This is a genomic window from Micromonospora sp. NPDC049801 (genome assembly GCF_040656575.1).
Classification (GTDB): Bacteria; Actinomycetota; Actinomycetes; order Mycobacteriales; family Micromonosporaceae; genus Micromonospora.
On the sequence record NZ_JBFAMS010000001.1, the window covers coordinates 468,366 to 487,376 of the forward strand.

Below are 19,011 nucleotides of genomic sequence, written 5' to 3' on the forward strand. Positions count from 1 at the left end.
GAAATCAGTTGTCGGTGCCCTTCAGCCCCTGCAACATCTCGGCGAAGTCAGTGGTCTCCGCCGGCGGAGGCGTCTCGATGGTGACCGCCTTGCCGTAGTCGGTGTAGTCGACCACGATGTCGCCCATCGCGCCCATGACCGTGGCCGCACGACGCGGCCGGTACTGCTCGTCGACCCAGAGGTCGACCTTGACCTCCTTGACGCCCGCGGCGGTGAACTGCTTCTCGACAGCGGCCCGCAGCTTGGCGTCGACCTGAGCCAGCTGCGTCGCCACCGGGGTGGTGACGGTGTAGTGGACCGTGCGCGCCCCGTTCACCGTCTCCTCACCGACGACCGTCACGCCCTCGGACGCGAGCAGGGTCTTGACCTGCTTGGTCGGGTCGATGTCCTCGAACTGCTTACTGAAGTCCATCCCGGCCTGCTGGCCGATGCTGCCCATGTCCATCTTCAGCCACCGCTTACCGCCCATGCTCGAACGGTCCTTCGCCGGCACCTCGACGTAGAACGCGGTCCCGATCAGCCGGACGGTGGTCGGACCGTCGCTCGGGTCCGCCATCGTCATCTCGGCCTTGACCGGGTCACCCAGGTCCAGGACACCCTGCATGGAGATCTTCTGGCCGCCGGTCGTTCCCGTCATCGTCAGCGTCACCGAGTCGCTCTTGTCGGTGGCGTCGATCGTCTTCTGCAACGAGCCCTTGAGGTCGCTGGCCAGCAGCTCAAGGACGCTGGTCTGCTTCGGCGCGTCGGACGAGCCCGACGAACCGGTCGCCACGCCGCAGGCGGAGGCGGTGAGCGCCGTAAGCGCCGAGACCGCGACGACGGCGGTCTTCTTCCACAGTGACACGTGATTGCTTCTTTCCGACAAGGCTGCGGGGAATCTCCCCAGTAGATCGACGACACGCTAGCCCACCGGATCGATCTGCGGGTGCCGCGCCACATTCGATAATGCACATTATGTAAAGTCGTCCGATCTGGTGGCCCCCCGCCACGCCACGGGCGAGCCAGTCGCACATCAGGCCGAGTGGACGCGCGTCCTCGTTCGACCTGACGAGGCGTGCGTTGACCGGCGGGAGCAGGCCAGCTCCGTCGGACCGCCGAGGTCCCGGTACACGGTGGGCGTGTCCGCCCGACCACAGGTGGGACAGCTTGCGGGCGACGTCATGCCGCGCACGATCCGTGGCTCCTCGATCAGCCTATGGCCGTTCGGGCCGGCCCCCGACCGGGCTGCCGGCCGCCGTGGTGGGCTGTCCAGGCTGCGCCACGCCTGCCCCACCTACGGGGCAGCTCGACAGTCCTTCGCCGAGGTCGGTGCGGTCGCCCGAATGGCCTCCATCCCCTACTCTCCCCCGCTTCCCGGGAACACGAAAATGCTGCATAATATCCCTTATGCATGACAAAAAGGACGAATCGCTCGGAGCCTTGATCGAGGAGTTCCTGACCGCCCGGGCCACCCGTAAGCCCTCCCCCCACACCCTGGCGGCCTACCGACGCGACCTGTTCGCGGTGGCCAACCTGGTCTCCGCCGGTAATGCCACTCCCCTCCCCCTCGACGAAGTGTCGATCACCGACCTCTCCCCCCGGGTGTTACGGGCGGCGTTCGCCCGGTTCGCCGCTCCCCGCGCCCCCGCCTCGGTGCACCGCGCCTGGTCCACCTGGAACAGCTTCTTCACCTTCCTGGTGACCGACGGTGTGGTGGCGGGCAACCCGATGCCGGCGGTCGATCGGCCCCGGGCCGTCCTGCCCGAGCCGAAGCCGCTGCGCGGCGCGGACACGCCCGAGGTGCTGATGGCGTCGGTGGCGCGTGACGACGGCCGGCAGCGGGACCCGTGGCCGGAGCGGGACGTGGCGGTGCTGGCGGTGGCGCTGTGCGCCGGGTTGCGTCTGTCCGAGCTGCTGGCGTTGCGGGTGGGGTCGCTAGGTGGTCGGCCGGGTGAGCGGCGGATCGAGGTGGCCGGCAAGGGTGGGCGTCCCCGGGTGGTGCCGATCGAGACGGACCTGGACCGGGTGCTGGCGGACTATCTGGCCAGTCGGGCGCGGCGGTTCGGGTCGCGGTCGGTTCGCCCCGACTCGGCGTTGCTGGTGGACCGGCGGGGTGAGCCGCTGCGCCGCGGTGGCCTGCAGTATCTGGTCGAGTCGTGTTACCGGCGGGCGGGTATCGGTGACCGGGTACCCAAGGGGGCGCGGTTGCACGCGCTGCGGCACACGTTCGCGACCCGGTTGGCGGAGGACGGCGCGGGCGCGGCGGAGATCATGCGGTTGTTGGGGCACGCCTCGCTGGCATCGTCGCAGACGTACATCGAGGTGACGGCGGGTCAGCAGCGGGAGGCGATCCGGGCTAGTCGTACCCACCGGGTGTTGGCTGCTCTGGTGTCGGCGGAGGGTGACGCGGCGCGCTGATGCTGGCCTCAGCCGAGGTCGACGAGCAGGGGTCGGTGGTCGGAGATGGTGGACGTCGGCGTGGTGACGGCCCGTACGGGCGGGAGCGCGTCGAGGGCGTGTCGGTCGGCGAGGATGTGGTCGAGTTGGACGCGGGGTTGTCCGGAGGGGTAGGTGGGGCGTCGGCCGAGTGGCTGCCAGCGGGATACGAGGCGGGCCGGGCCGGCGGGGAGGTTGAGGTCGCCGAGCAGGACGCGGGGGCCGGGTAGGGCGCGCAGGGCGCGCACGGTCTGGCGGAGTTGGCGGGCGTTCCAGCCGGGTACGAAGGACAGGTGGGTCGCGGCGACGGTGAGGGGGCCGTGGGGGGTGTCCAGGATGGCGGCGAGGACGACGCGGGGCTCGTCGTCGAGGAGGATGAGGCCGCCGCCGGGTCCGGGGGCGTAGATGGGTGAGCGTATGGGCGCGGGTTTGAGTCGGGTGATGTGCCAGCTGCGCACGGGGTGGCGGCTGATGAGGCCGATGCCGTAGCAGGGTTCGCCGTGGCCGTCGTCGTCGTGGCGCAGGGGTCGGAACCGTTCGCCGGGGGTGCCGACGACGGCGGCCGCGAAGCGGTGGTGTGGCGCGTCGAGGGCCTGGGCGGCGATGGCGGTGAGGTCGAGGTTGCCGCTGCGGTGTTGGTCGCGGTCGACTTCCTGCAGGGCGAGGACGTCAGCGTCGAGGGCGTGTACGGCGGCGGCGAGTCGGTCGGGGTCGACGAGGCCGTCGGTGAGGGATCGTCCGTGCAGCAGGTTGAAGGTGGCCAGGCGCACTCCTGCACCTTACGTGTCCGTGGCAGGGTTGCCGCGTGGTGAAGCTGTTGCTGTGTTCGATGCTGGTGTTCGTGGCGGTCGGGGCGTGGGGGGTGTGGTTGCGGCGTAGGCGGGGCCGGTGAGCGGTGAGTCGCGCCACTTGCGGGGCTGGTGGGGTGGGTCGGGTGGGGAGAATTGCCGACCGTGGACGCCGTATCGCTGAGCACCCTGCTGGCCGCCGCGGCGATGGCCGGGTGGGTGGATGCCGTGGTCGGTGGTGGCGGGTTGTTGCTGCTGCCGGCGTTGTTGGTGGCGGCTCCGGGGGTGCCGGTGGCGACCGCGTTGGGCACGAACAAGTTGGCGGCGATCTTCGGTACGGCGACGGCGGCGGCGACGTACGCGCGGCGTACGAAGGTGGACTGGCGGGTGGCGGGGCCGGCGGCGGGTGTGGCGGTGCTCAGCGCGGGGGTGGGCGCGGCGTTGGCCGGGGCGGTGCCGGCGGCGGCGTACCGGCCGGTGGTGTTGGTGGTTCTGGTGGCGGTGGCCGTGTTCGTGTTGTTGCGTCCCCGGTTGGGGGTGGTGGCTGTGCCGGCGCGGCGGACGCGGGCACGGGTGGCGGTGGCGATCGGTGTGGCCGGGGTGGGGATCGCCCTGTACGACGGGTTGATCGGGCCGGGGACGGGCACGTTTCTGGTGCTGGCGTTCACGACGTTGGTGGGTGCGGATTTCGTGCACGGGTCGGCGATGGCGAAGGTCGTCAACGCGGGTACGAATCTGGGCGCGTTGGTGGTGTTCGCGGTGACCGGGCATGTGTGGTGGTGGTTGGGCGCGGCGATGGCGGTGTGCAACATCGCGGGCGCGGTGGTGGGTGCGCGGATGGCGTTGCGTCGCGGGTCGGGGTTCGTGCGGGTGGTGTTGCTGGTGGTGGTGCTGGCGTTGGTGGCGAAGCTGGGTTACGACCAGTGGGCGGCCCGGTAGGGGCGCGGGTTCAGGCGCGGCGGCTGGGTGAGTCGAAGCGGCCGGCGCGGATCTCGCGCAGGGCCCGGCGGCGGATGTCGCCGCGCAGGGTGTCGACGTAGAGGGTGCCGCGCAGGTGGTCGGCCTCGTGTTGCAGGGCGCGGGCGAGGAATCCGCTGCCGGTGATGGTCAACGGTTCGCCGTGCTGGTCGACGCCGTGGGCGGTGGCGTGCAGGGCGCGCGCGGTCGGGAAGTACAGCCCGGGGATGGACAGGCAGCCTTCCTCGTCGTCCTGGAGTTCGTCGGACAGTTCGAGGGTGGGGTTGATGAGGTGGCCTCGGTGGCCGTCGGCGTCGTAGACGAAGACCTGGGCGCTGACGCCGATCTGGGGTGCGGCGACGCCGGCGCGGCCGGGTGCGCCGAGCAGGGTGTCCATCAGGTCGGTGACCAGGGCGCGCAGTTCGGCGTCGAAGGTGGTGACCGGCTCGGCTTCGGTGCGCAGGACGGGGTCGCCGATGATCCGGATGGGCCGCATGGTCATGGGGGTCAGCGTATCGCCGGTGGTGGTGGTGTCAGCGTCCGGCCAGGGTGGCGCGTACGGGCGCGGTCTTGGCGGCGGCTTCGGCGACCTCGGCGGTGGGGTCGCTGTCCCAGGTGATGCCGCCGCCGGCCCAGGTGTGCAGGGTGTGGCCGGTGGCGGCGGCGGTGCGGATGGTCAGGCCGAGGTCGATGCGGCCGGGGGCGATCCAGCCGAGGGCGCCCATGCTGGCGCCCCGGCCGACGGGTTCGGCGGCGGCGATGTGGGTGAGGGCGGCGAGTTTCGGCGCGCCGGTGACGGAGCCGCCGGGGCAGGTGGCGCGGAGCAGGTCGGCGAGGCCGAGGCCGTCGGCGGCCTGGGCGCGGACGGTGGATTCGGCCTGCCACAGGTCGCACCAGCGGCGCACGGTGAACAGTTCGTCGACGGTGACGGTGCCGGTGCGGGCGATGCGGGCGAGGTCGTTGCGTTCCAGGTCGACGATCATGATGTGTTCGGCGCGTTCTTTGGCGCTGGTGAGCAGTTCGGCGTGGCCGGTGGCGGTGGCGGGGCGGGTGCCCTTGATGGGTCGGGTGATGATCTGGCCGTGGTGGACCTCGACGAGGGTTTCCGGGGAGGCGCAGCCGATGGCCCAGCCGTCGCCGGTGAGGACGCCGCCGTAGCGGGCGCCGGGGAGCGCGCCAAGGCGGCGCAGGGCGGGTAGCGGGTCGCCGCTGTAGGGGGCGGCGGCGTGTCCGACGAGGTTGGTCTGGTAGATGTCGCCGCGGCCGATGGCGGCGCGGACGGCGTCGACGGCGGCGGCGTGTTGCGCGGGTGTCCAGCTCTCGGTCCATGGGCCGAGCCACCAGGGCGTGTCGTCGGGGGCGGCGGGTGCTCGGGTGGGTCCGTGGTGGTAGATGACGATGGCGAGGTCGGGCAGGGTGGGCGCGGGTTCGGGTGCGGTGGCGGGTACGCCGGCCAGTTGTGCCCCGGCGGCGGCGGACAGGTAGAGCGCGGCGCCGCAGACGACCGGGCCGTGTGCGGCGGGTCGGTTCAGGTCGCGCAGGTCCAGGCCGTGTGCGGCCAGGAACTCCTCGGCGAGTGCGGCGGGGTCGCCGCCGTCGGCGCGATGCCAGTGGAGTCGGGCGCGTTCGACGAGGCTGTCGCGGCATCCGGCGGGTGCCGCGGGCGCATCGACCAGCACCTGTGGGAGCGTTTCCACGCCGTATGGTCCGATCTTCCTCATCCGTTCAGTGGATTTCCGGTACGGCAAGGCGACACCTGCTCGATGCTGGACACCTTCGCTTGGTACTGTGCGTCACTGGTCATGTGAACCATGACACAGTGCCCCCACAGTCCGGAGAACCCGATGTGCCAGCACCAACCGACCTGCCCCTTAGCTGAAGCCACCGATCGGGAAGCCGCCCGCGTCCTCGCCTGCTTCCCTGAGCAGGGCTGGAGCCTGCTCTGCAACGGCGTGATCGTCTTCGAGGACACCGGTGAGCTGCTTCCCGACGGCAGCAGCATCGCACCCCACCGCGGCCCCGCCCGCCACGCCCTCGTGGCCTGAACGACCACCCAGCGTCACCACGCCGAGTCGCTGTCCATCGCACAGCGGCTGCCGGGGCGGCCCGATACCGCCCGCCCCGGCACGCCCGTCGTCAGTCCTCGAACGCCTCCGGCGACGGGCACGAGCAGACCAGGTTCCGGTCGCCGTACGCGCCGTCGATGCGCCGTACCGGCGGCCAGTACTTCCCGGCCCGGTCCACCCCGGCCGGGTACGCGCCCACCGACCGCGGGTACGGGTGCGGCCACTCGTCGCCGCTGACCATCGGCGCGGTGTGCGGGGCGTTCGCCAGGGGGTTGTCCCCCGCCGGCCACTGCCCCGAGCCGACCTGCTCGATCTCGGCGCGGATCGCGATCATCGCGTCGCAGAACCGGTCCAGCTCGGTGAGGTCCTCACTCTCGGTCGGCTCCACCATCAGCGTCCCGGCCACCGGGAACGACATCGTCGGCGCGTGGAAGCCGTAGTCGATGAGGCGCTTCGCCACGTCGTCGACGCTCACGCCGGTCGCCTTCGTCAGCGGCCGCAGGTCGAGGATGCACTCGTGGGCGACCAGGCCCTTGTTGCCGGCGTACAGCACCGGGTAGTGCTCGCGCAGCCGCGCGGCCACGTAGTTCGCGGCGAGGACCGCCACGCCGGTGGCCCGGGTCAGCCCCTCGGCGCCCATCATCCGCAGGTACGCCCACGGGATCGGCAGGATGCCCGCGGACCCGTACTTGGCCGCCGAGATCGCCGGGGTGGCGTCGACGTGGGCGCCCAGGGGGTCGCCGGGCAGGAACGGCGCGAGGTGCGCGCGGACCGCCACCGGGCCGACGCCGGGGCCGCCGCCGCCGTGCGGGATGCAGAACGTCTTGTGCAGGTTGAGGTGCGACACGTCCGCGCCGAACCGGCCGGGCTTGGCGTACCCGACGAGGGCGTTGAGGTTCGCCCCGTCGACGTACACCTGCCCGCCGGCGTCGTGGACCTTCGCGCACAGCGACGCGATGCCCGTCTCGTACACGCCGTGCGTCGACGGGTACGTCACCATGATCGCGGCGAGCGCGTCCCGGTGCTTGTCGATCTTCGCGTCGAGGTCGACGAGGTCGACGTTGCCGTCGTCGTCGCAGGCCACCACGACGACCCGCATGCCGGCCATCACGGCGCTGGCGGCGTTCGTGCCGTGCGCCGACGACGGGATGAGGCACACGTCGCGGTGCGACTCGCCGCGCGACGCGTGGTACGAGCGGATGGCCAGCAGACCGGCCAGCTCACCCTGCGACCCGGCGTTGGGTTGCACGCTCACCGCGTCGTAGCCGGTCACCTCGGCCAGCCACGACTCCAACTGGCCGATCATCTCCCGGTAGCCGACGGTCTGCGCGTCCGGCGCGAACGGGTGGATGTTGGCGAACTCCGCCCAGCTCACCGGCTCCATCTCGGTGGTCGCGTTCAGCTTCATCGTGCACGAGCCCAGCGGGATCATGCCCCGGTCCAGGGCGTAGTCGAAGTCCGACAGCCGCCGCAGGTAGCGCAGCATCGCCGTCTCCGAGTGGTGGCTGCGGAACACCGGGTGGGTCAGGAAGTCGGTCGTGCGGGCCAGGTCGCCCGGCAGGGCCGCGTCGACGTCGCCGTCGAACGCGGGAACGCCGAACGCCGCCCACACCTGCCGCAGGTGCGCGTCGGTGGTCGTCTCGTCGCAGGACATCCCGACCCGGTCGGCGTCGACCAGGCGCAGGTTCACGCCCCGCTCGGCGGCGGCCGCGACGACCCGCGCCGCGCCGCCGGGCACCGTCGCGGTGACGGTGTCGAAGAACGCGACGTCCGCGACGTCCACGCCGCCGGCGCGCAGCCCGGCCGTGAGCCGCGCCGCCATGGCGTGGGTACGCGTCGCGATGTCCCGCAGCCCGTGCGGGCCGTGGTAGACGGCGTACATGCCGGCCATCACCGCGAGGAGCACCTGCGCGGTGCAGATGTTGCTGGTGGCCTTCTCCCGCCGGATGTGCTGCTCGCGGGTCTGCAACGCCAGCCGGTACGCCGGGTTGCCGGCCGCGTCGCGGGACACCCCGACCAGGCGTCCCGGCAGCATCCGCTCCAGGCCCGCGCGCACCGCCAGGTAGCCGGCGTGCGGCCCACCGAAGCCCATGGGTACGCCGAAGCGCTGGGTGGTGCCGGCGGCGATGTCCGCGCCGATCTCCCCCGGTGCCCGCAGCAGCGTCAACGCCAACAGGTCCGCCGCGACCGTCACGAGGGCGCCGGCGGCGTGCGCCGCCTGCACCAGGGCGGCGTGGTCACGGACCGCGCCGGACGCGCCCGGGTACTGCAGGTGCAGGCCGAAGAACTCGGCCGGCAGCTCGTCACGCGCGACGTCGACGACCCGCACGTCGATGCCGAGCGGCACCGCCCGGCTGGTGATCACCGCGATGGTCTGCGGCAGGGCGTCGGCGTCGACGACGTACACCCCGCTCTTGCTCTTGGAGGCGCGGCGGGCGAGGGTCATGGCCTCGGCCGCGGCGGTGCCCTCGTCGAGCATGGAGGCGTTCGCGGTGGCCAGGCCGGTCAGGTCGGTGACCATCGTCTGAAAGTTCAGCAGCGCCTCGAGCCGGCCCTGGCTGATCTCCGGCTGGTACGGCGTGTACGCCGTGTACCAGGCCGGGTCTTCGAGCACGTTGCGGCGGATCACCGCCGGGGTGTGCGTGCCGTGGTAGCCCAGGCCGATCATGGACACGGCGACGGTGTTGCGGGCCGCCAGGGCCCGCAGCTCGGCGATGGCCTCGGCCTCGGTGGCGGCGTCCGGCAGGTCGAGGGTGCCGTGCCAGCGGATCACCTCGGGGATCGCGGCGTCCATCAGCTCGTCGATGGAGTCGTGCCCGACGACCTCCAACATGCGGCGCTCGTCGTCGGGGCCGGGGCCGATGTGACGGGTGGCGAACTGCTCTACGGACATCAGGGGCGCTCCCGGGCGAGGTCGACGGGTCGGCCTCCCCCTCTGTCACACCCCACCGGAGCGCTCCACAGTGCCTGCCCACGAGGTCCTTTTGCCTGAGAGGTTCCGGGGAGGATTTGCCCCTTCGGCGCCGCCCCTGCTGTCGAGGCGGTCTCTCCCACGTGGGTGGTACCGGCATGGTCAACGCTACCAGCGCCGGTGTTTCCAGCAGATGTCCTACCCCGCGGCGGCTGTCACACCGGCACCGCCGACGCGCCGGTCACCCGCTCGGCGAGCACCGGCAGCACCTCCCCCAGCGGCGCGTCGACGCGCACCGTGGCGTACCCGTCACCCCGGGTCGGACCCTGGTTGACGATCGCTACCGGAATGCCCTGCTTCGCGGCCCGGATCACGAACCGCCGGCCCGACATGACCGTCAACGACGACCCCAGCACCACCACCGCCCGGGCCTGCTCCACCAGCGCGAAACACCGCGCCACCCGCTGCGACGGCACCGTCTCGCCGAAGAACACCACGTCCGGTTTCAGCATCCCCGTCCCGCAGATCCCGCAGTCCACCGGCCGGAACCCCGCCACCTGCTCGTCCGGGAGATCAACATCACCGTCCGGGTTGACCGCGGCGACCCGGGCCACGAAGTCCGGGTTCGCCTCGCGCAGCCGCCGGTCCACCTCCTCGCGCGAGGTCAGGTTGCCGCAGTCCAGGCACGTCACCTCGTCCAGGCGCCCGTGCAGCTCCACCACCCGCCCGCTGCCCGCCGCGCCGTGCAACCCGTCCACGTTCTGCGTGATCACCGCGTCGACCAGGCCGGCGTCCTGCAACCGCGCCACCGCCCGATGCCCCGCGTTCGGCGTCGCCCGCGCGATCAACCGCCACCCCAGGTGGCTGCGCGCCCAGTACCGCCGCCGCGCCACCGCGTCCCGGGTGAACGCCTGGAACGTCATCGGGGTGTGCCGGCGGGCCACCCCGCTGGGCCCCCGATAGTCCGGGATACCCGACTCGGTGGACAGGCCCGCCCCGCTGAGCACGACCACCTGACCGCCGGCCACCAGCGCGGCCAGTTCCTGCACACTCGTCGTCACCCCTTCATGCTGCCTCAGCGCACCCCCCGATGCCGAGCACCCGCCTACGCCGCGACGACGTCGGCGACGACACAGGCGATGTTGTCGGGCGCGCCCGCGGCCCGCGCGGCGGCCATCAGCTCCCGCACCGTGCGCTCCGGGTCGGCTCCCGCGCCCACCGTCGAGGCCAGGGCGGCCCGGTCGACGACCGCCCACAGCCCGTCGGAGCACAGCAGGTACCGGTCACCGGGCACCGCCACCCGCAACGCCAGATCGGCCTCCACCTGCCGACCGCCGCCGAGCGCGCGCACCAGCAACGCCCGCTGGGGGTGCGCGCCCGCCTCGGCAGGGTCGAGCCTGCCCTGATCCACCTGCGCCTGCACCCACGTGTGGTCCCGGGTCAACACCGACAGCTCGCCGTCGCGCAGCAGGTACGCCCGGGTGTCCCCGACGTGCGCCAACGCCAGGTGGGTGCCGCTGCGCAGCAGCGCGGTCAGCGTCGTCGCCGGCTGGTGCTCGTCGGTCGCCAGCCCCCGCACGGCCCGGTCGGCGTCGGTGACCGCGCCGGCCAGCGCCGTCACCACCTCCACCGCCGACACGTTGGTGAGGTCCAGCGACGCGAGCGCGTCGATGGCGGCGGCGCTGGCGGCAGCGCCGCCGGGCCCCCGCACACCGTCGGCGACGGCGAGCAACCGCTCGTTGGCGTACGCGGCGTCCTCGTTGCTGTCGCGGGCGATCCCGGTCTCACAGCCGGTGGCGTAACGGACACTCATCGACGACATGGTGGTGCTCCCCTCGGACAGGTCCCGCACGAGGAGGGCGGCGAGCCGCGCGCGGGCAGCGGTGTCGACCGACACCCGCCGCCAGTACGCGGTGACCACCTCGGCCGCCGCCGCCGGCTCCAGAGCACACACGGTGCGGATCTGCGCCAGCGGCATGCCGATACGACGCAGCTGAGCCACCAGCCGGGCCAGCGGCACCTGCCGCGGGTCGTAGAGCCGGTACCCGGACTCCGCGTCCACCGCCGCGGGCACCAGCACCCCCACCCGGCCGTACAGGCGCAACGCCTTCGGCGTCAGACCCGCCGCCCGGGCGAACGCCCCGATCGTCAGCAACCCCACGTCGGGTTCCTCCTCGCACCGGTCACCGTGACCGGCGCACCCCACACTGGGGGTTGCCCACAGGTCAAGGTCAAGCCCGGCGGGTGCCGGTAGGTTGGTCACATGCGTGTCGTCATCGCCGGAGGCCACGGCAAGATCGCCCTGCTCGTGCAGCGGCACCTCACCGGGCGCGGTGACGCCGCCGTCGGCCTGATCCGCAACCCCGACCACGTCGACGACCTGCGCGCCGTAGGCGCCACCCCGGTCCTCTGCGACCTGGAACACGCCGACGTCGACGAGGTCGCCGCGCACCTGCACGACGCCGACGCGGTCATCTTCGCCGCCGGCGCCGGCCCCGGCAGCGGCGCCGCCCGCAAGGACACCGTCGACCGGGCCGCCGCCGCGCTGCTCGCCGACGCCGCCACCCGCGCCGGAGTCCACCGCTACCTGCTGGTCTCCTCGATGGGCGTGGACCGGCCGCCCGCCGCCGGCACCGACGACGTGTGGGCCGCCTACCTGCGCGCCAAACGCGCCGCCGAGGACGACCTGCGCGCCCGCGACCTGGCCTGGACGATCCTGCGCCCCGGCCGGCTCACCGACGACGAACCCACCGGGCACGTCACCCTCACCCCACACGCCGGCCGGGGCGCCATCAGCCGCGCCGACGTCGCCCTCGTCCTCGCCGCGCTCCTGGACGAACCCCGCACCGCCGGGGCGACCCTGGAACTCGTCGACGGACCCACCCCGATCGCCGACGCGATCCACGCCGCCACCACCTGAACCTCAACCCGGGGGTGGGGCCTCACACGTAAGGCCCCACCCGCCAGGTGTTCAGCGCTGGTGGTGACGCGGCAACGCCGTCTGCCCGGCCGCGCCACCCACGAAAGGCGCCCCCGGCGTCTCCTTCGCGATCCGGTCCATCGTGCGCACCAACTGCTCACTGCCGTCGTCCAGGTGCCGCGCCGCCGCCTGCATGTGCGACACCATCATCTCGCCGAAGATCCGCAACGCCTCCCGGGTCGCCACCGAGTCGTCGAAGCTCGACCCGGCCGAACTGCGGTACTCCGCCACCGCACGCTCGGCCTCCTGCTTCGCCTCCTCCGCCGCCGCCCGCATGTAACTCTCGTACTGCACCCGGGCGTACTCCGCGACCCGCCGCGCGTAGTCGTGCGCCTGCGCGATGATCTGCTCCGCCTCCCGCTGCGCCGCCGACAGCAGGTTCACCTCCTTGGCCGCCGGCACCTTCGCCGCCGCCCCCGCGCTCGGGATCACCCCGTGGCGGTGCAACTCCACCCGATCGGTCAGCCGCTCGTTCTCCGCCCGCAGATGCGCGATCTGCGTCGCCAACAGATCCAACTCGTCGGCGACCTGCACCCGGAACCGGTCCACGTCCGCGTGGTCATAGCCCCGGCGCGCGAACGGCGCCGTACCGAACTCCCACCGCCGAACCCGGTCGGAGGTCATCCGCACCTGCACACCGCCGGACACCTGAATCCCGTCGTACCGGCTGATCGGGCTCGCGCTCATTGGTCACCCCCTGAACTCGACTGCTGGACCGCCGTACGCCACGCCGGGCCGTACCACTGCTTGCCCAGACCCTCGTGATGCACCTGACCCTCGTGGTAACCCGCCCGAGCCAACGTCTGCGCCGCATGCGACACCATCTCGTCGGACCCGCACACGTACACGTGCCGCGAACGCCAGTCACCATCGGCCAACGCCCGGTCCACCGCCTGCACGAACTCACCCGGCCGGTTCACGTCCGCGCCCACCACGTACGTCACCGTCAACCACGGGAACGACGACGCCATCTTGTCGATCGCGTCGCTGTCGTAGAACTCGCTGCGCGACCGCGCACCCACATACAGGTCCACCCGCCGACGGGAGCCCTCCGCGGCGATCTGCTCCACCAACGCCTTCATCGGCGCCCAACCGGTGCCCGAGGTCAACAACAACAGGTCACTGGAACCCGCCGACCACAACGCCAACCGCTCCCCCACCGGCGCGGCCAGATTGACACGGTCACCCACCGCCGAGCCGTACACCAGCCGCGACGACACCGCGCCACCCGGAGCGGCCCGCACATGCAACTCCAACGTGCCGTCCGCGCGCGGCGCGTTCGCCGGCGAGTAGTACCGCCACGACCGCACCGACGGATGCGACACCCCGATCGACTGACCCGGAGTGAACGGCAACAGGTACTGCGGACGCACCGTCAACACCGCGACGTCGAACGCCCGCCGCTCGTGGGCCACGATCTCCGCCACCCACCACGGCGGGTTCACCGCCTCGGCCGCCTGCGCCGCCTCCGTCATCACCTGCGCGACCAACCCGTACGCGCCCGCCCAGTCCTGAGCCAGCTCGTCGGTCCACTGCTCGGCCAGGAAATGCTGCAACGTCGCCAGCAACGCCTCACCGACCGCCGGGTAGTGCTCCGCGCGCACCGCGAACTTCCGGTGGTCCGCGCCGAGGTCCTGCAGGAAACCCACCAGCCGATCGACCTGGTCCACATGCGACACGATGTGCCCCAACGCGGTGACGAGGCGATCCCGCTGCCCCGCCATGTTCGTCGGGAACATCTGCCGCGTCTCGGGATGGGCCAGGAACAACGTCGAATAGAAGTAGAGCGGCACCTCGTCGCCGTGCGCGGCGACGAGGGACCAACTCTGCTTGAGTCGGGCCGCGTCCACGCTCAGACGCCCGGACGCTCTCCGGTGGACACCACCTGGTCCTGCACCTGCCCCAGCACCACGCGCACGTGGTCCAGGACGTCGGCCGGCACACCCAACTCCGTCAGCGTCGTGATCAGGTGCACGCCCACCTTCGCGTAGTGCTCCGCCGGGATGCCCAGCGGCTGGTGCGTCTCGGCCAAACCGCGACCCGCGTACTCGTTCGGGCCGCCCAACACCACCGCCAACATCAACGCCAGGTGTCGACGCTGCGTCGCCATGTCCACAGTGGCGAAATAGCCCGCCAGCTCGGGATCGGCGAGGACCTTGTCGTAGAACAGTTCGACGGCCGCCTTCACCGAACTCGCGCCGCCGATGCGGTCATAGTGCGAGGCGGCAGCGGTCTCTTCCGTAACCGTCACGGTCGTTCCTTCCGGGGGTGAAAGGTCGCGCGCGGTGACGCGCAGGGGCTACGGCCACCGACGCGACACCCGCGTGCCACGGGGCACCACGGCGGGGACCGTGACGGACCATAGCGTGCCCGCAACCTCCGGTCAGGGCCCCCCTATCCGATTCCCGACAACTGGTGGACACGCACCGTCACCACGGTCCACCCGAGATTCCACCCACCGCAACCGGAGCACCACAGACAGTGTCCACCATGGATTCATCGACCGGGGAACAGCCACCCAACGTCGACCGCCCTGACCCACAGTCACCAGCCGGGCGCGCCCAAAAAAGTCACCCACACCAACGGACCGCGCACCGACAGACGCGCAGCGCTACTCAGCCCGCGCGCCGCCGCGCCCGCCGCGCCGCCAACTCGTCCCCCACCGGATCCGACGAGGACCCCACCACCGGCTCCGCCGGGCCGCTCGCCGCCGGCTCCGCCGGCAGATGCGACAACGACCCCTGGATCTCCTTGAAGGCCCCACCGATCGCGATCCCGAACACGCCCTGCCCACCCTGCAACAGGTCGACCACCTCCTCCGGGGACCGGCACTCGTACACCGTCGTCCCGTCAGAGATCAGCGTGATACCCGCGAGATCCTCCACACCACGCGACCGCAGCGCCTCGATCGCCTTACGGATGTTCTGCAGGGACACCCCCGCATCCAACAACCGCTTCACGACCTTCAACACCACCAGATCGCGGAACGAGTACAACCGCTGGGTCCCCGAACCCGACGCGTCCCGGACGCTCGGCACCACCAACGTCGTCCGAGCCCAGTAATCCAACTGCCGATAACTGATGCCCACCGCGTGGCACGCCGTCACACCTCGGTAGCCCACCGAGCCGTCACCCTCAGGCGTCACACCCGGCTCGTTCACCTGTGTACCCGGATCGGGATCCTGCGGCTCGTGCATGCGGACAACCTCCCCGTCAGTGCGGCGACGCATCGTTTCCTGCGACGCGCACCCCTCGACACGGCAACCCTAACGCCACCTTCAGGGGTTACCGCGGAGGAACCGGCGCGACACGCCGCGCAGCCACCGAGAAAGATCACCAACCGCGCGCCAGCGTCACCCACCGTGACACCAGCCGGGCACCCGAACCGCTCAGCCCGCGAAGTCCTCCGGACGCACCTGCTCCAGGAACTCGCGGAACTTCTCCACCTCATCCTCCTGCTCATCAGGGATAACGATCCCCGCCTCGCTGAGGACCTGCTCGGCACAACGAATCGGCGCACCAACCCGCAACGCCAACGCGATCGAATCGCTCGGACGCGCCGAAACCCGCACCCCGTCACCGATCAACAAGTCGGCGTAGAACACGTTCTCCTTGAGCTCGGTGATCTCCACCGCCTGCAACGGCGCCTGCAACGCCGCCAACACATCCCGCAAAAGATCATGCGTCAACGGGCGGGCCGGCTTGACCCCCTGCTGCTCATAAGCGATAGCCGTGGCCTCGACCGCACCGATCCAGATCGGCAGATAGCGGTCGCCCTCGACCTCCCTGAGCAGGACGATCGGCTGGTTGCTGGGCAGCTCCACCCGAACTCCGACCACGCTCAGCTCGCGCACCGCCGCCTCCGTGTCGTCGTCAACCTACGCACCGCGCCCTTCCCTGCACGGTACACGGACCGCAACACGGCCGTCCCATGCGCTACAGCACCACGTCCGCGCCAGAAAGGGGTTACCCCGGCAAGCCTACGGCACGCTTCAGAGAAGAGATCTTTCCGCTCCGCCGCACCTGCCGGGCACCTCACCGACCCAACGTCGACCGCAACCCCACCCGCACCAACGCCGCGTGCAACTGCTCCGACAACGCCACCAACTCCCGCGCCGTCTCCGCCGCCCGCGCCCGCGCCGCCGGGTCACTCTGCCGCGCCAACGGCGCCACCAACTGCGCGAACAACCCGACCTCACGATCGGCCGCAGTCCGATAACCCCGCAGATGCCGCGGCTCCAACCCGTACGCCGCCAGACCCGCCACCGCCGACGCGATGATCAACGCATCCGCGTCATACCACCCCGGCGGATCCGACACCAGCACACCGAGCCGCTCCAACTCCACAAGCGTCGACTCGTCGACCCCACTGCGGGCCACCAACTCAGCCCGGCCGAGCCGCACCTGCGACGACTCGGCCGGCTCCGCCGACTCCCGACCCGGAACCGCACCATCAGGCCCCACCGCCACCAACGCCGGCCGCGACCGCTCCGGCTGCTCACCGGACGAATCCCACTCGGCCAACTGCTCACGGATCACCCGCAACGGCAGGTACCTGTCCCGCTGCGCGGTCAACACGAACCGCAACCGCGCCACATCGTCCCAGCTGTACTTCCGGTAACCCGACGCCGTCCGCTGCGGCTCAACCAGCCCTTCGGCCTCAAGGAACCGCAACTTCGAAATCGTGGTGTCCGGGAAATCCACCCGCAACTGACCCAGCACCTCACCGATGCTCATCAGCGGCTGGGACCGGGCCGCCCCGGGTGGCGTGGAGGCCGCAGGCTCGTTCACCCCCGGCCGGCCTCCTCCTCCGGGCGCGGACCGGCGATGAACACCACCCGGAACTTACCGATCTGAACCTCGTCACCATTGCTCAACGTGGCCGCCTCGACCCGCTCACGATTCACGTACGTGCCATTGAGGCTACCCACGTCCCGCACCGTGAACGTCCCACCATCACGGTGGAACTCCGCGTGCCGACGCGACACCGTCACGTCATCGAGGAAGATGTCACTGTCCGGATGCCGGCCACTGGTCGTCACGTCGTGGTCCAACAGGAACCGGGCACCCGCATTCGGACCGCGACGAACCACCAGCAGCGCCATACCCGGCGGCAACGAACCGGACATCCGGCTCGGCACCACATCGGTGTCCGGCCCCTCCAGCACTTCGTCGAGCGAGCCGAGATTGAGCGTCGAGGTGACGTCGAGCGGGGGGAACTCGTCGTCTGGGCGCGTCATGGGACCACCTCACGGATCTGTTCGGTCGGCGTCGGGTAATGGCGGGTCTGGCCGCCGGGCACTCCAACACCCGGCGGCTGGCTCCCCGTGCCCGGGAAGGCAATTCCACAACGCACAACTAATGGGTTCTTCTCGGTCGACTGGGCGAGCCTAGCCAGCGCCGAAATGCAGGGCAACCGGACGCGCGCAGACATCCCGCACGCCGGATCAAGCACACTCAGCCTTCGGTGATCTTCTGATACGCGCCCGCCGTGAGCAACCCGTCGGTCGCCGTCGGATCAGCCGGCGTGATCTCCACCAACCAACCCGCACCGTACGGATCCGTGTTGATCAGCTCAGGAGTGTCGCCCAGCGCCTCGTTCCGCGCGGCCACCGTACCCGCGACCGGCGCGTAGATCTCCGACACGCTCTTGGTCGACTCGATCTCACCCAACGAGTCACCGGCCGCCACGACCGCACCCGCCTCCGGCAACTGCACGTACACGATGTCACCCAACGCGTCCTGCGCGAAGTGCGTGATGCCGACCCGGATCGAACCGGTACCGTCACCCGCCACCCACTCATGCTCGGCGGTGTATCGCAGATCCTCGGGAATCACCAGACGCGTCCTCATCCATCGTGCCCCGGACCACCCGGGCCCGGCGCGGCCGCGCCGGTCAGGAGACCGGACGGGCGTGTTTCCTACTTGGTCGGCACGTGCAGCGCCGAAACCTCGGCAACCTCACGCTCCCCAAACGTCACGTTACCGCCGTCACCCCGGACCGACGCCACCACCCCACCAGGAATGTTCAACGCCGTACGCATCGTCGCCGGATCACCGATCACCGTGATCGTGTACGGACCCGTCAACCGACGCCCCTCCACCATCAGCGACCCGTTCTCCCCATCCAGGAAGTACGTCGACGCGATCACCCGCACCGTCGCCCGGTCACCACCGGAGATCTGCATCGCCTCCGCGCCCGCGCCCCGCAACTCCTGCACCGCGTCCAACACCCGGTTCGCCGTGATCGGCTTCACCCCACTGGAGAACTGCACCGTCAGCCCCGGGCCCACCGCCGGCAACGTACCCGCCAGAATCCCCAGCTCGTCCGCCCGACGCGTCGCCTCGTCCAACGCCGCCTGCCGACCCTGCTCACCCGAGGCCAACTGCCGCTGACTGTCCTCCAACGCCCGGATGTCCTGCTGCAGGCGACTCTCCCGCGCGTCCAGATCCGACAGGATCCGCACCAGGTCCTCCTGACGCGTCGCCCCCAACGTCGGATCCGTCGACGTCGTCTTCAACTGCACGACCAGCGTGAACCCCAGCAACGCCAACAACACCGCGATCATCACCCCGGCCGCGCTCCACCGCGACCGACCGGTCACCGCGGGCGCGGCCGGCGGCACGTCCGGCTCGTCCGACGACACCGCCGGCTCCCCCGCCCGCGACACCGCGCGCAGGTCCACCGTCGCCCCGTCATCGGCCGGCACCACCTCCGGCTCCGCGTCGTCCGGCTGCGGCTCCGACACCGGCCCGCGCGGCGCCAACGGACTCAACTCGTCCGGATCCGGCGCATCCGGCCGCGGATCCGGCTCACCCGCCGGCCCACCGGGCCGCCCCGGCACCACCGGCTGCGGCCAGCCCGTCCCCGTCTCATCCTGCTCGTCGCTCATC

At 71.3% G+C, this 19,011-nt stretch carries 20 protein-coding genes and 1 riboswitch; of the genes, 4 read left to right on the top strand and 16 right to left on the bottom strand.

What is annotated here, in order from left to right; genetic code table 11:
• Positions 1-4: 4 nt before the first annotated feature.
• Positions 5-844 (bottom strand): hypothetical protein, encoded by an 840-nt coding sequence (locus AB0I89_RS02200; protein WP_357118728.1) that lies wholly within the window; start codon positions 842-844, stop codon positions 5-7.
• A gap of 542 nt (positions 845-1,386) precedes the next feature.
• Between AB0I89_RS02200 and AB0I89_RS02205 the strand changes: the two genes are divergently transcribed.
• The gene (locus AB0I89_RS02205; RefSeq protein WP_357118731.1) at positions 1,387-2,397 is read left to right on the top strand and encodes a tyrosine-type recombinase/integrase; all 1,011 of its coding nucleotides are present in this window, start codon (positions 1,387-1,389) and stop codon (positions 2,395-2,397) included.
• An 8-nt stretch (positions 2,398-2,405) separates the two neighbouring features.
• Here AB0I89_RS02205 and AB0I89_RS02210 read toward each other — a convergent pair whose 3' ends face one another.
• Positions 2,406-3,185, bottom strand: a complete 780-nt coding sequence (locus AB0I89_RS02210) for an endonuclease/exonuclease/phosphatase family protein (protein WP_357118734.1) — start codon at positions 3,183-3,185, stop codon at positions 2,406-2,408.
• 183 nt (positions 3,186-3,368) lie between these two features.
• On the opposite strand from AB0I89_RS02210, the gene AB0I89_RS02215 reads away from it, so the two are divergent.
• Positions 3,369-4,142 carry a TSUP family transporter gene (locus AB0I89_RS02215; RefSeq protein ID WP_357118737.1) on the top strand — a complete coding sequence of 258 codons (774 nt, stop codon included), beginning with the start codon at positions 3,369-3,371 and terminating at the stop codon, positions 4,140-4,142.
• 10 nt (positions 4,143-4,152) lie between these two features.
• Here AB0I89_RS02215 and def read toward each other — a convergent pair whose 3' ends face one another.
• Both def and AB0I89_RS02225 read right to left on the bottom strand, forming a co-directional pair.
• Complete coding sequence (def, locus tag AB0I89_RS02220; RefSeq protein ID WP_357118740.1) at positions 4,153-4,662, bottom strand: peptide deformylase; 510 nt, start codon at positions 4,660-4,662, stop codon at positions 4,153-4,155.
• A gap of 31 nt (positions 4,663-4,693) precedes the next feature.
• On the bottom strand, positions 4,694-5,908 hold the full coding sequence (locus AB0I89_RS02225) for a chorismate-binding protein (RefSeq protein WP_357118743.1): 1,215 nt from the start codon (positions 5,906-5,908) through the stop codon (positions 4,694-4,696).
• Positions 5,909-6,004: 96 nt separating this feature from the next.
• Here AB0I89_RS02225 and AB0I89_RS02230 point away from each other — a divergent pair, with 96 nt between their 5' ends.
• On the top strand, positions 6,005-6,205 hold the full coding sequence (locus AB0I89_RS02230; protein ID WP_234586185.1) for a DUF5999 family protein: 201 nt from the start codon (positions 6,005-6,007) through the stop codon (positions 6,203-6,205).
• 91 nt (positions 6,206-6,296) lie between these two features.
• On the opposite strand, the gene gcvP is transcribed toward AB0I89_RS02230, so the two are convergent.
• The 3 genes from gcvP to AB0I89_RS02245 all read right to left on the bottom strand — a co-directional run bounded on the left by gcvP (position 6,297) and on the right by AB0I89_RS02245 (position 11,298).
• Positions 6,297-9,119, bottom strand: coding sequence for an aminomethyl-transferring glycine dehydrogenase (gene gcvP, locus AB0I89_RS02235; protein ID WP_357118747.1), 2,823 nt, complete (start codon positions 9,117-9,119; stop codon positions 6,297-6,299).
• Between the two features lie 73 nt (positions 9,120-9,192).
• Positions 9,193-9,289, bottom strand: a riboswitch (glycine riboswitch).
• A 63-nt stretch (positions 9,290-9,352) separates the two neighbouring features.
• Positions 9,353-10,198, bottom strand: coding sequence for an NAD-dependent protein deacetylase (locus tag AB0I89_RS02240; protein WP_357118750.1), 846 nt, complete (start codon positions 10,196-10,198; stop codon positions 9,353-9,355).
• Between the two features lie 44 nt (positions 10,199-10,242).
• Entirely contained in the window at positions 10,243-11,298 is a 1,056-nt protein-coding gene (locus tag AB0I89_RS02245; RefSeq protein WP_357118753.1) for a MerR family transcriptional regulator, read from the bottom strand.
• 102 nt (positions 11,299-11,400) lie between these two features.
• On the opposite strand from AB0I89_RS02245, the gene AB0I89_RS02250 reads away from it, so the two are divergent.
• Positions 11,401-12,057 carry an NAD(P)-binding oxidoreductase gene (locus tag AB0I89_RS02250; protein WP_357118756.1) on the top strand — a complete coding sequence of 219 codons (657 nt, stop codon included), beginning with the start codon at positions 11,401-11,403 and terminating at the stop codon, positions 12,055-12,057.
• Positions 12,058-12,108: 51 nt separating this feature from the next.
• Here AB0I89_RS02250 and AB0I89_RS02255 read toward each other — a convergent pair whose 3' ends face one another.
• From AB0I89_RS02255 to AB0I89_RS02295, 9 genes are all read right to left on the bottom strand, one after another.
• Entirely contained in the window at positions 12,109-12,804 is a 696-nt protein-coding gene (locus tag AB0I89_RS02255) for a DivIVA domain-containing protein (protein ID WP_357118759.1), read from the bottom strand.
• Complete coding sequence (locus AB0I89_RS02260) at positions 12,801-13,967, bottom strand: globin domain-containing protein (protein WP_357118762.1); 1,167 nt, start codon at positions 13,965-13,967, stop codon at positions 12,801-12,803. The genes AB0I89_RS02255 and AB0I89_RS02260 overlap by 4 nt, the downstream gene beginning before the upstream one ends.
• Positions 13,968-13,969: 2 nt before the next feature.
• The gene (locus AB0I89_RS02265; RefSeq protein ID WP_357118765.1) at positions 13,970-14,368 is read right to left on the bottom strand and encodes a group 1 truncated hemoglobin; all 399 of its coding nucleotides are present in this window, start codon (positions 14,366-14,368) and stop codon (positions 13,970-13,972) included.
• 364 nt (positions 14,369-14,732) lie between these two features.
• Entirely contained in the window at positions 14,733-15,314 is a 582-nt protein-coding gene (locus tag AB0I89_RS02270; RefSeq protein WP_355051042.1) for a MerR family transcriptional regulator, read from the bottom strand.
• 192 nt (positions 15,315-15,506) lie between these two features.
• A complete protein-coding gene (locus tag AB0I89_RS02275) occupies positions 15,507-15,971 on the bottom strand; it encodes a bifunctional nuclease family protein (RefSeq protein ID WP_007460347.1) in 465 nt (154 codons plus the stop codon).
• Between the two features lie 181 nt (positions 15,972-16,152).
• Positions 16,153-16,854: a MerR family transcriptional regulator gene (locus tag AB0I89_RS02280; RefSeq protein WP_357119452.1), complete on the bottom strand. Its 702-nt coding sequence runs from the start codon at positions 16,852-16,854 to the stop codon at positions 16,153-16,155.
• 50 nt (positions 16,855-16,904) lie between these two features.
• On the bottom strand, positions 16,905-17,357 hold the full coding sequence (locus tag AB0I89_RS02285) for an FHA domain-containing protein (protein WP_007071101.1): 453 nt from the start codon (positions 17,355-17,357) through the stop codon (positions 16,905-16,907).
• A 217-nt stretch (positions 17,358-17,574) separates the two neighbouring features.
• A complete protein-coding gene (gene gcvH, locus AB0I89_RS02290; RefSeq protein WP_357119455.1) occupies positions 17,575-17,955 on the bottom strand; it encodes a glycine cleavage system protein GcvH in 381 nt (126 codons plus the stop codon).
• 83 nt (positions 17,956-18,038) lie between these two features.
• Positions 18,039-19,010 (bottom strand): DUF881 domain-containing protein, encoded by a 972-nt coding sequence (locus AB0I89_RS02295; RefSeq protein ID WP_357118770.1) that lies wholly within the window; start codon positions 19,008-19,010, stop codon positions 18,039-18,041.
• Between the last annotated feature and the right edge of the window lies 1 nt (position 19,011).

Coding starts and splice junctions, on each gene's coding strand:
- AB0I89_RS02280 (WP_357119452.1), bottom strand. CDS start 16,854: ATGAGCATCGGTGAGGTGCTGGGTCAGTTGCGGGTGGATTTCCCGGAC.
- AB0I89_RS02285 (WP_007071101.1), bottom strand. CDS start 17,357: ATGACGCGCCCAGACGACGAGTTCCCCCCGCTCGACGTCACCTCGACG.
- AB0I89_RS02250 (WP_357118756.1), top strand. CDS start 11,401: ATGCGTGTCGTCATCGCCGGAGGCCACGGCAAGATCGCCCTGCTCGTG.
- AB0I89_RS02270 (WP_355051042.1), bottom strand. CDS start 15,314: ATGCACGAGCCGCAGGATCCCGATCCGGGTACACAGGTGAACGAGCCG.
- AB0I89_RS02255 (WP_357118759.1), bottom strand. CDS start 12,804: ATGAGCGCGAGCCCGATCAGCCGGTACGACGGGATTCAGGTGTCCGGC.
- def (WP_357118740.1), bottom strand. CDS start 4,662: ATGACCATGCGGCCCATCCGGATCATCGGCGACCCCGTCCTGCGCACC.
- AB0I89_RS02230 (WP_234586185.1), top strand. CDS start 6,005: ATGTGCCAGCACCAACCGACCTGCCCCTTAGCTGAAGCCACCGATCGG.
- AB0I89_RS02205 (WP_357118731.1), top strand. CDS start 1,387: ATGCATGACAAAAAGGACGAATCGCTCGGAGCCTTGATCGAGGAGTTC.
- AB0I89_RS02295 (WP_357118770.1), bottom strand. CDS start 19,010: ATGAGCGACGAGCAGGATGAGACGGGGACGGGCTGGCCGCAGCCGGTG.
- gcvP (WP_357118747.1), bottom strand. CDS start 9,119: ATGTCCGTAGAGCAGTTCGCCACCCGTCACATCGGCCCCGGCCCCGAC.